The sequence below is a fragment of the Shinella zoogloeoides genome, assembly GCF_003574625.1.
In the GTDB taxonomy this organism is placed as follows: Bacteria; Pseudomonadota; Alphaproteobacteria; order Rhizobiales; family Rhizobiaceae; genus Shinella; species Shinella zoogloeoides_A.
Genome location: NZ_QNUJ01000001.1, coordinates 365,774 through 376,080, shown reverse-complemented (window position 1 = coordinate 376,080; position 10,307 = coordinate 365,774). Strand labels below are relative to the sequence as shown.

The 10,307-nt window shown below is 63.1% G+C and carries 8 protein-coding genes and 2 pseudogenes; 3 read left to right on the top strand and 7 right to left on the bottom strand.

From position 1 onward, the window contains the following. The first annotated feature begins 71 nt into the window (after positions 1-71). Both DSD28_RS01835 and DSD28_RS25730 read left to right on the top strand, forming a co-directional pair. Positions 72-1,487 carry a sensor histidine kinase gene (locus DSD28_RS01835; RefSeq protein ID WP_119254641.1) on the top strand — a complete coding sequence of 472 codons (1,416 nt, stop codon included), beginning with the start codon at positions 72-74 and terminating at the stop codon, positions 1,485-1,487. Continuing rightward, the gene (locus tag DSD28_RS25730; RefSeq protein ID WP_162911184.1) at positions 1,484-2,110 is read left to right on the top strand and encodes a response regulator; all 627 of its coding nucleotides are present in this window, start codon (positions 1,484-1,486) and stop codon (positions 2,108-2,110) included. The genes DSD28_RS01835 and DSD28_RS25730 overlap by 4 nt, the downstream gene beginning before the upstream one ends. A 354-nt stretch (positions 2,111-2,464) precedes the next feature. Here the strand turns inward: DSD28_RS25730 and DSD28_RS01825 are convergent. Next, a pseudogene (locus tag DSD28_RS01825) lies at positions 2,465-2,641 on the bottom strand (IS66 family transposase); the annotation flags it as partial. A gap of 88 nt (positions 2,642-2,729) precedes the next feature. Between DSD28_RS01825 and DSD28_RS01820 the strand changes: the two are divergent. Continuing rightward, positions 2,730-3,440, top strand: a pseudogene (locus DSD28_RS01820) (aldehyde dehydrogenase family protein); the annotation flags it as partial. 64 nt (positions 3,441-3,504) lie between these two features. On the opposite strand, the gene DSD28_RS01815 reads toward DSD28_RS01820, so the two are convergent. The 6 genes from DSD28_RS01815 to DSD28_RS01790 all read right to left on the bottom strand — a co-directional run bounded on the left by DSD28_RS01815 (position 3,505) and on the right by DSD28_RS01790 (position 10,191). After that, complete coding sequence (locus tag DSD28_RS01815) at positions 3,505-4,401, bottom strand: sugar phosphate isomerase/epimerase family protein (protein ID WP_119254640.1); 897 nt, start codon at positions 4,399-4,401, stop codon at positions 3,505-3,507. Positions 4,402-4,484: 83 nt separating this feature from the next. Continuing rightward, complete coding sequence (locus DSD28_RS01810) at positions 4,485-5,423, bottom strand: ABC transporter substrate-binding protein (RefSeq protein WP_119254639.1); 939 nt, start codon at positions 5,421-5,423, stop codon at positions 4,485-4,487. A 68-nt stretch (positions 5,424-5,491) separates the two neighbouring features. Beyond that, a complete protein-coding gene (locus tag DSD28_RS01805) occupies positions 5,492-6,475 on the bottom strand; it encodes an ABC transporter permease subunit (protein WP_119254638.1) in 984 nt (327 codons plus the stop codon). A gap of 25 nt (positions 6,476-6,500) precedes the next feature. Next, positions 6,501-8,024: a sugar ABC transporter ATP-binding protein gene (locus DSD28_RS01800; protein ID WP_119254637.1), complete on the bottom strand. Its 1,524-nt coding sequence runs from the start codon at positions 8,022-8,024 to the stop codon at positions 6,501-6,503. Next, entirely contained in the window at positions 8,021-9,415 is a 1,395-nt protein-coding gene (locus tag DSD28_RS01795; protein ID WP_119254636.1) for an FGGY-family carbohydrate kinase, read from the bottom strand. The genes DSD28_RS01800 and DSD28_RS01795 overlap by 4 nt, the downstream gene beginning before the upstream one ends. Further along, positions 9,412-10,191 carry a DeoR/GlpR family DNA-binding transcription regulator gene (locus DSD28_RS01790; RefSeq protein WP_119254635.1) on the bottom strand — a complete coding sequence of 260 codons (780 nt, stop codon included), beginning with the start codon at positions 10,189-10,191 and terminating at the stop codon, positions 9,412-9,414. Before DSD28_RS01790 ends, DSD28_RS01795 begins: the two co-directional genes overlap by 4 nt. Positions 10,192-10,307 lie beyond the last annotated feature (116 nt).

Genomic DNA, 10,307 nt, shown 5'->3' with positions numbered 1-10,307 from the left:
CATCGGCGCTAGCCGACAAGGCGGATCCGTGATCGTTTGGCGAGAGGGCCACAGGAGCATTTTCAAAGCCGATGGTCGATGCAGCAGCCACATCGCCACGCTTTCATCGGGCACACGGCTTCCGGAGCCTGAGCCAGCCGATACAGTTTGCGCTGTCGGGTGGCCTCATCATGCTGGCGGCGATGTTCCTTGCCGGCGTCGTCATCTCCGGCATCGTCACCCGCGCGACGGTGGAAAGCACCGCGGCAAGCTCCGCTCTCTTCCTGGACAGCCTCCTCTCCCCCCTGGTCCAGCAACTGGCGCGTCGGGAAGTGCTCGGCCCGCAGGCCATCGCGCGCCTGGACGAGGCGCTGAAGGAAGGCGCCTTCGCCGACCGCTTCGCCCATGTCGACATCTGGAGGAGTGACGGGCTCGTCACCTATTCGACCACATCCGATCTGATTGGCGGGCGATTTCCGCCACCGGAAGGCGCCGCCATGGCATTCGACGGCGAGGTTTCGGCACGATACACCGATCTTGCCGCCGGCGAACATGTCGCGCGGGCGTGGACGACGAAATATCTGGAAATCTACGTTCCCCTGCGCGAGCACGGGTCCGGCCGCATCATTGCCGTCGTTGAAATCCATGAACTGACACAACCGCTCGAAGCCAAGCTGCTGAAGCTGCGGGTGCAGACATGGCTCGTCGTCAGCGGGGCGGCCCTGTCGATCGCACTCGCCTTGACCGGTGTCGTCTACAGCAACAGCAGATTGATTGGACGGCAGCAGGTCGCCCTGGAGAGCCGCCTTGCCGAGATCGAGCGCGTCTCCCACCAGAACAGCGAGTTGCGCATGAAGGTCCAGCGGGCCTCGGGCCGGCTGGTGGAGATGAACGAAAGCTACCTGCGCAACGTGGGCGCCGAGCTGCACGACGGCCCGGTTCAACTCATCGGTCTTTCCGCACTCAAGATCGAGCAGGTCCGGCGCGCGGCGGACAAAGACGGGCGGGCGGCGATACTGACGGCGATCGAGGGCCTTCTGGGCGATGCATTGCATGACATGCGCGCGATCGCGCGGGGATTGGTGTTGCCGGAGATCCAGGCGCTGTCCCTGCGTGAGATCGTCGAAAGCGTGGTGCGCGTGCATGAACGAAGAACCGGCACCGCCGTCTCCCTGATCTGCGACGGCACGCCGCCGTCCCGCTCCTCGCAGGCAATGCGCCTGTGCGCCTACCGCTTCGTGCAGGAGGGCCTCAACAACGCCTATCGCCATGCTGGCGGGCATGGGCAAACCGTCGAATGCCGGCACGAAGGCGACGTTTTCGTCTTGCGCGTCAGCGACGACGGCGCGGGGACGGCCGGACGCCCGGAAACGTCCGAGGGCAGCCTCGGATTGTTCGGGCTGCGGCAGCGCGTGGAGAGCCTCGGAGGCACGTTCTCCGTGCGCCATGGCCGACAAGGCACAGTCATCGAAATGGCCACAGTCCTGAACGGAGGAGATGAAGTATGAATGCGCCGATCAGAATTATCGTGGTTGACGATCATCCGTTGTTCAGAGCAGGCGTCACGCAATCGCTCGCGCTCGACCCCACAATCACAGTCATCGCGGAAGGAAATTCCGGCAGCCAGGCGCTCGAACTGGTCGAGCGCCATGAGCCGGATGTCATCCTGCTCGACATATCCATGCCGGGCAACGGCATCGATGCCGCCGCGGCGATCACCGCAACGCAAAGGCCGCCGCGTGTCCTGATGCTCACCGGCTCCGACGACGGCCATGACGTGATGCGGGCAATAGAGGCCGGTGCATCTGGCTACGTTCTGAAGGGTATTAGCGCAAACGATCTGATAGCCGCCGTGAAGAGCGTCGCGGCCGGCGAAACCTTCGTAACACCGAGCCTCAGCCTCGGTCTTCTCACCCGGTTGAGCGGCAAAGCGGAAACGGCGCCCCTCGCCCGCCTTACCTTGCGAGAGCTACGCGTCCTTGAGCTTTTGGCGCAAGGGCTCAGCAATCGAGGGATCGGCGGAAACCTTGGAGTCCATGAAAAAACCGTGAAATTCCACGTGACAAATATTCTAAGGAAGCTGAAGGTCCGCAACCGCGTTGAAGCGGCTCTGGCCCTGAAGGAAAGGTAATAGTCCGTGCTATTTCCTCTCGCTTGGCCTGCCCCGTGAAGGCCGAAACGGCCTACTGCCCCGGGCCGCATCTTCGCGGTGCGCCGAGCGTCTGGATCGAAGGCCTGACGCGCGAGCACGCGTATGCTTGTCCAACAGAACTCGCCTCACGAAAGGCGGCCACGGCTAAACCCGCTATTCGAGCGGCGTCGCCGGGTCGGCACTATTCTTGGTGCGTCCTGGCACCATGCACGAGAACAAACGTCTGTGACGGACCGATTGCGGAGCGCTTCATTGGACGAAACCGGAACAGAGAGGGATCAGCCAGCCTGCCCCGGTTTGTCAGGGTTTCCGCGAAGCATTCTCCGCTCGACACGGGGGATGCTTCGGAAGGGAGCCACGATTGATTGCGCGTGGCTTGGTGACCCTGTTTCCAGCAGGAATGTCCGCTTCATCCTCGGTATGGATGGTGGCCATGGCCGTTTTCAAGTCTTCCAGTGCCAGCTTGAATTGTTCGAGATCGGTCTTCTCAGACTTGAGCCCGAAGGCTGACGGACAAGCCATTTGCTCGTCCGTCAGCCAAAAAAACTACTCATCAGTCAGGCTCCTTCACGCCAGCCTGAATCATAGCCCTCACGACAAATCAATCGGCCCGGCGCTCGCCGCCGGCTGCACGGTTATCCTGAAACCGGCCTCCGAGACGCCGCTGACCGCCTATGCGATGGCCCGTCTCGGTGAGGAAGCGGGCGTGCCGCCAGGCGTCGTCAATGTCCTGACCACGACGAACCCGAGTGGCGTGACCAATGCCATGCTTGCCGACCCGCGCGTGCGCAAGCTCTCCTTCACCGGCTCGACCGGCGTCGGCCGCACCCTTCTCGCCGAGGCCGCCAAGTCGGTCGTCAGCTGCCCGATGGAACTCGGCGGCAATGCGCCCTTCCTCGTCTTCGACGACGCGGATCTCGAAGCCGCGCTCGACGGCGCCATGGTCGCCAAGATGCGCAATGCCGGCGAAGCCTGCACGGCCGCCAACCGCTTCTACGTCCAGTCAGGCATTCACGACGCCTTCGTCGCGGGGCTGACCGCGCGCATGGCCGCGATGAAGGTCGGCCCCGGCTACGATCCCGACACGCAATGCGGTCCGATGATCACGACGAATGCGGTGCGCAAGATCGACAGGCTCGTCTCGGAAGCGGTGGCCGCTGGCGCCCGCGTCACGACAGGGGGCAAGCCGCTTTCGGGGAACGGCTACTTCTATCCACCGACCGTCATCGAAAACGTGCCCACCGACGCCGCCATCGCAGGCGAGGAGATCTTCGGGCCCGTCGCCCCGGTCTACAGGTTCGAAACCGAACTGACGAGAACAATCGCTCCTGAATGGAAAGGAACCCGCCGGTCAGTTCGATAGCATAGCGTCGCTAGACCGGGAGGTGAGCTTGGCACACGAGCTCGCTCTTACGACGAGCCGTCTCCAGGCCCAATTCGATAAACCGGTTCGCGTGGCGGGCGAGCGCGACGTTGTCGTCCCAGAGGTTGCGCCAGATCGCCGTCTTGAGCGACAGGTCCCTGTCGACGATGGTCGTCGAGAACGATTCGAAAGTGACGTAGTCGTCCCAGCCGATCGCAACAAGCGCGTCGAAAATCGCTGCGAAGTCGATCGTGCCCGTTCCGAGATAGCCGCGATGGCTTTCGCCGATATGGACATAGCCGATCTTGTCAGCCGCGTGGCGAATGGCGAGGCCGACATCGGCCTCCTCGATGTTCATGTGGAACGTGTCGAGATGCAGGAGCACGTTGGACGCTCCGGTGTCGCGGATATAGGCCAGTCCTTGTGCCGCGGTGTTCAGCATGTTGCTCTCAAAGCGATTGACGATCTCGAGATTGAGCGTGACGCCGGCGGCCTTCGCCCGGTCCGCCACCTTCGACAGGGCGGAGACACTGGTGTCCCAGGCCTTGCGCGTCAGGCTGTGTTCCTGCTTGCCATGGGCGGAGCTAAGGATGCCGGCCAGTTTCGTGCCGCCCAGGTCGCGCACCAGGGCTACGGCGCGGTAGAGAATATCGACGCCGTTCGCCACGACCGATGCATCCTCGCTGGAAATGTCGCCCTCCGGCGGAAGGCCCATGCTTATCGCTACATCCAGGCCGAGTTCACCGAGGCGACCGGACAGCCATTTCACGTCGACCTGCTCGGGATCGAGATAGGAGAATTCGATGAGCTTGTAGCCGAGCCTGTGGGTGCTCTCGAGCGCCTTCTCAAGATCGCTCCTGGACGAGCCCGCGCTCCAGACGAAGGAATGGACACCGATTTTCGACATAGCCGGCCGCTTTCTGAAAGGAAAAATGGAAGATCGGCCGGGCACGCCGCTTGCGGGGCGCCCCGGCCGTCCGGGAGAAGGATTTAGCGGGCTGCGGTCCAGCCCTTGTAGTCCTTGACATTTTCAGCCGTGATCAGCTTCGGGTCGAGCAGCACGATGGGTTCGGCCGGCTTGTTGCCCTTCAGCACTTCGACGCCAAGCTGCAAGGCCTGGCCGGCCATGACATAGGGATCCTGCGAGGCCGAGGCCTTGATCATGGAATTGCCGCTGGCCAGCGACTTTTCAATGTCCGGCGCGCCGTCAACGGCCGTGAAGAAGAACTCGCTGCGGTTCAGCTGCTTGGCGGCAAGTTCCGCACCGATCGCGGTCGGGTCGTTGATGGCGAAGACCGCGTCGATCTTGTCGAAGCGGGTCAGCAGGCCCTGCATGACGGCAAGACCGCCATCACGCGAGCCCTGGCCGTTCTGGTCGTCAGACAGGATCTTAATGTCGGCATGTTTGCCGAGTGCGTCCTTGCACCCCTGGACGCGCTCGAGGATCGAGGAGGAGGCCGGGCCGTTGATGATGACGACGTCGCCCTTGTTGCCGAGCTTCTCGGCGATGTAGTTGCAGGCTTCTTCGCCAGCCTTGACGTTGTTCGTCATGACGGTGACATCGGCGCCGGGAGCCGAAACGTCGAATGCGGCAACCACGACGCCGGCGGCTTGCGCCTTCTTCACGGCGGGTGCGATGGCCTTGGCATCGACGGCGTTCAGCATGATGATGTCGACGCCGGCGGCGATGAAGCTGTCGACCTGCGAGACCTGCTTGTTCAGGTCGTAGTCTGCCGAGACGGAGATGACTTCGACGTTCGGATTGATTTCCTTGGCGCGGTCCTCGATACCCTTGATGGTTGCGACGAAGAACGGATTGCCGAGCAGGCCGACCGAGATGCCGATCTTGTTGAGGTCCTTGGCGGCGGCGGGCATGGCGATCGTGGCGGCGAGCGCGGTGCCAATGAAGAGCTTCGAGATGAGACGCATGTTTTCCTCCTTTAGTGGCGCGTTTTGCGCCGTTGTCTCCGGTAACGACCGGTTCGTTCAACCGGACTTTATGTCCGGCTAAGTCCTTTCAGCCTGTACCGATCGAGGCCAACGGCGACGATGATGACGAGGCCCTTGATGATGTATTGCCAGATGTCCGAGACCCCCACGAGAATGAGGCCGTTGGAGAGCACGGCGATGATGAGCGCGCCGATCAGCGTGCCCCAGATGGAGCCGACGCCGCCGACGAACGAGGTGCCGCCGAGAATGACGGCCGCGATGGCATCGAGCTCATAGGCCTGCCCAAGCTGCAGGCCATTTGCGGCATAGAGGCGGGCGGCCGACATGGCGCCGCCGAGACCGGAAAGCAGGCCCGATATCGAATATACGAAGAGCAGCACCAGCGGCACCTTGATGCCGGTGAGACGCGCGGCCTCGGAATTGCCTCCGACGGCATAAATCCAGGTGCCGAGCACCGTGCGCTTGAGGATGAACCAGGAGACGATGATCGTCGCGATCGCGATGATGGCGAGCCACGGTATGCCGAACAGCGTACCGTTGCCGATGAAATCGAACGGCAGATCCGCATTGAAGACGGTCGTGTCGTTGCCGAGCAGGCGGGCAACGCCGCGGATGGCAGTGAGCGAGCCGAGCGTGACGATGAAGGGCGGAAGTTTGAGCCAGGCGATGATCGCGCCGTTGAGAAAGCCGCAGGCAAGGCCGGCAAGGATGGCGGCAGGAACGCCGAGCATGCCGAGATCCGGCACCAGCGAGACGATGACGGCGATCATGGCCGAGGCGGCGAGAATTGAGCCGACCGACAGGTCGATGCCTCCCGTCAGGATGACAAAGGTCATGCCCGCAGCCAGCACCGTATTGATCGAGGCTTGCTGCATGACGATCGACAGGTTGTTGACCGACAGAAAGCGGCCGGAAAGCAGATGGAAGCCGATTGCGAGCAGCACGAGCACGGGCAGCATGCCGAGCGCAGTCAGCGTCGAGCGCAGCTTCAGCTTGTCCATTCGGGCCTGTTCGGTTTCGCTTGCAGCCATGGTTTCGTCCCGTTTCTCTGTTTCGTCACGCCGCCGCGCCGGCAGTGCCTGTTGCCAGCGCCATGATGGCTTCCTGTTCGATCGGCTGGCTCACCTCGCCGGCGATGCGCCCCTCGCGCATGACCAGAACGCGGTCGGCAATGCCGAGAATTTCCGGCAGATCGCTGGAGATCACGACGACGGCGATGCCGCTCTGGGCAAGGTCGTCGATGATGCGGTAGATTTCGGATTTCGCGCCGACATCGACACCGCGCGTCGGCTCGTCGAGAATGATCGCCTTCGGCCTGGTTTCCAGCAGGCGGGCCAGCAGCGCCTTCTGCTGGTTGCCACCCGAGAGCGCGCCGACATTGATCTGCGTGCCGGCCGTGCGGATCGATAGCGCCTTGACGGCGCCGATGGCCCGCTCTCTCGCTTTGGCGAAGTTCAGAGCGCCGCCCGCCTTGGCATCCTCAACGATGACGCCGATATTGATGTTGTCGCTGATCGACATGTCGAGGAAGAGGCCGAGTGCCTTGCGGTCCTCGGTCAAGTAGGCGATGCCGGCATCGAGCGCATCCCTCGGCGAGGCAATCGCCAGCGTCTCGCCGTTCAGCCTGATCTCACCCGAGGTGCGGCGGTCGGCACCGTAGACGAGACGGGCGAGTTCAGTGCGGCCCGAGCCGACAAGGCCGGCAATGCCCAGCACTTCGCCCGCCCGCACATCGAAAGTGCAATCATGCACGCGCTGGCCGTCACCGACATTGGTGACGGAGAGAACGGCGGTGCGCACGCCTTCCACCTGCCGGTGCTCCTTTTTGTAGAAGGACGAAAGGTCGCGGCCGACCATCATCGAGACCAGCTTGCCGGCCGAGAGGCCGTCGCGCTCCAGCGTGCCGATATAGGCACCGTCGCGCAGCACGCTGACACGGTCGGAGAGCTGGTAGATCTCCTCCATGCGGTGGCTGATATAGATGACGGCGATGCCGTCGGCCTTCAGGCGGGCGATGACGTCGAACAGCCGATCGGTCTCGCGCGTGGTGAGCGATGTCGTCGGCTCGTCCATGACGATGATGCGCGCATTGGTGGTTAATGCGCGCGCGATCTCCACCATCTGCCGCTCGCCGAGCGAGAGTTCGGCAACCCGGCGAGTAGCATCGAAGCCGATGCCAAGCTGCTTGAGGATCGGCTCGGCCCGTCGGCGCATCTCGGCGTGATCGGCAAGGCCGAAACGCGACGGCTTGTTGCCCAGGAACATGTTCTGCGCCACCGTGAGGTTCGGCGCGAGCGAAAGCTCCTGATAAATGACGGCAATGCCATGGGCCTTGGCCTTCAAGGGATCGCCGAGCGTGACCGGCTCGCCATCGATCAGCACGGAGCCGCCGGGATCGGCGGTGTAAGCGCCGGACAGGATCTTCATCAGCGTCGACTTGCCGGCGCCGTTCTCGCCCATCAGGGCATGGACTTCGCCGGAATGCACCGTGAGGCTGACATGCGACAATGCCCTGGATGCACCAAAGGTCTTGCTGATGTCGCGCATTTCAAGAAGGGGAGTCGTGGCCTGTCCGGTCATGCACGCTTCTCCCTGATCTCGCCCCGCGTCATCACCTCGACCTGCCGACGCCAGTCCTGCCTGTAAGCCTCGATACCGGCGATGGCAGCGGGCGCGGCCACCGCGCAGTCGTTGACGAAGGGATTGCTGCCCGAAGCGTCGAAGACGAGGGCAGCAGCGCCGAAGGCGCTTCCTTCCGGATTGGCGCTGGTATGAACCGTCTGGCCCGGCCTCAAGACGGCGAGGATGGCGGCATAAAGGCCGGTTTTTACCAGGCCGCCATCGATGACTATGGTATTTTGCGAACCGATGAGGTCGAGCGACAGATCGGTCATCAGCGCGACATAGAGCAGGGCGGCGGCGGCACGCTCCTCTCCGTCGACAACAGGGCCGCTGAAACGTCCGGCATGACCCTGCATGGGGCCGCCCGCGGCAAAGGAGGGCAGCGCGAAGGCGCCCTTGGCAATCACCGCGGCCACGGCCTCCACCGAAACCGGTCTGGCCCAGCCGCCGCTCGCGACATCATATTCCCGGCCTCCCATGAAGCGGATGGTGGCGACCGGCTGGTGATCGACCGTGACATTGGCCAGCATGTCGCGCGCGGGATCGAGCCGCTCGAGCGGGCTTGCAGGGTTGAAGACGATCACCCAGGTTCCGGTCGAGACCAGCGTGAAATCGGAAAAACCCAGCGAGCGATAGAAATAGAGTGCCGCATTGCTGTCGTGCACGCCATTATGGACGGCGATTTCCACGCTGCGCCCGTCGTCGAGCGATACGCGGTGCGTGCCGATCAGGCTTCCGGCCCGCGCAAACGCGGGCATCTTGCCGCGCCAGCCCATCCTATCGACAAGGCTGCTGAAATCATCGGCAAGCGGCGCCCACAGATGGGAATGGCAGCCGAGATAGGAAACCTCGGACACCGTGCAGCCTGAAAACTTCCAGCTCCAGAACTGCGGATAGGCCAGAATGGTATCGGCCTTCCCGAAGAGCGCGGGATCGCGCTCGTTCAGCCAGAGAAGGTGGCGGCCATAGTTGAAGCCGAGCGGCAAGGGCGGCGAAAAGGTTTCGCCGAAATCCGGCACGAGCGCATCGATGCGGCCGGCAATGTCCGACGGAGGTTCCTGCTCGTAATCGAGCACGGGATGAACAAGGGCGTCGCCGGCGACAAGCGCGAAGGTGCACCCATGGCCCGAGAAGGTGATCCGGTCGACGCCATGGTTGGATACCACGCGGGCGAGCTCACCCTCCATCCATGCGAAGAGCGCCGCGTCGTCGAGAACACTCAGATCGCCTAACCGCTTCCAGATGGGGCGGGTGCGCGATTCATCGATAACCTTGCCGTCAGCCGAGAGCACGAAGAGTTTCGAATTGGTCTTGCCGAGATCGAACACGGCGATGGGGGACGGGCTCAATTTTCCCCTCCCACGGTCGCGATCGTGATGGTGACGCCTGCCTCTTCCAGCATCTTGGCGGAGGCATCGGTCAGGCCGTCATCCGTGATGATGGTGCCGATACGCGAGAGCGGCAAGGCGATGTTGCGCGGCTGGATGGAGAATTTCCGGCTGTCGGCCAGAAGCACGATCTCGTCGGCGCAGGCCGCGAGCTCGCCGATGACCTTGACGAGCAGCGGATGGGATTCGAGCAGCCCCTTGCTGCTGATGCCTTGGGTGCCCAGAAAGAAGCGCGAAGCGAAGAAGCCCGGCGCGCCGGCCGCCGGATCGTGAATGATACCGGGCTCGCGGTAGAGTTCGCCGCCGGCGAGCGACAGCTGGCAGGTGCCGTGCTCGCTCAGATGGGCGGCAAGCGGCATGGAATTGGTCCACAGCCGCACATTGCGCCGTGCCAGCAGCGTGCCGAGTTGGTAGCAGGTCGAGCCGGCATGCACGATGATGGCGTCACCATCGCGCACCAGTTCGGCGGCTTTCGCTGCAATCGCCCGCTTGGCCTCGACGGCAATGTCGCGGTTCTCGTCGTAGGGGCGGGCCGAGAGCCTGGCGCTGCCACCGGCCTCTCCGGCGGAAATGCCACCGTAGACTTTCCGGGCGCGGCCGAGTTCATGCAACTTGTCGATGTCGCGGCGAATGGTGGCGGGGGAGGCGCCAAGGCGCTCCTGCAGATCGCGTACGGACGCAAAAGGCGTCTCGCGCAGCAGATCGATGATGGCCTTGTGGCGCTCGGTATCGTTCAAGACGGATCCTCCCGACGTCTCCCTCGTCGATGAGTAAAGATAGTCACAGAGATTGGAGAATAGCAAGATGTTTGACGTAGAATCTTCATAGTTGACGATTTTCGATCAAATAAATA

Bases quoted from the DNA above. Each gene is read 5' to 3' on its own strand.
- DSD28_RS01835 (WP_119254641.1), top strand. From the start codon at position 72: ATGGTCGATGCAGCAGCCACATCGCCACGCTTTCATCGGGCACACGGC.
- DSD28_RS25730 (WP_162911184.1), top strand. From the start codon at position 1,484: ATGAATGCGCCGATCAGAATTATCGTGGTTGACGATCATCCGTTGTTC.
- DSD28_RS01815 (WP_119254640.1), bottom strand. From the start codon at position 4,401: ATGTCGAAAATCGGTGTCCATTCCTTCGTCTGGAGCGCGGGCTCGTCC.
- DSD28_RS01810 (WP_119254639.1), bottom strand. From the start codon at position 5,423: ATGCGTCTCATCTCGAAGCTCTTCATTGGCACCGCGCTCGCCGCCACG.
- DSD28_RS01805 (WP_119254638.1), bottom strand. From the start codon at position 6,475: ATGGCTGCAAGCGAAACCGAACAGGCCCGAATGGACAAGCTGAAGCTG.
- DSD28_RS01800 (WP_119254637.1), bottom strand. From the start codon at position 8,024: ATGACCGGACAGGCCACGACTCCCCTTCTTGAAATGCGCGACATCAGC.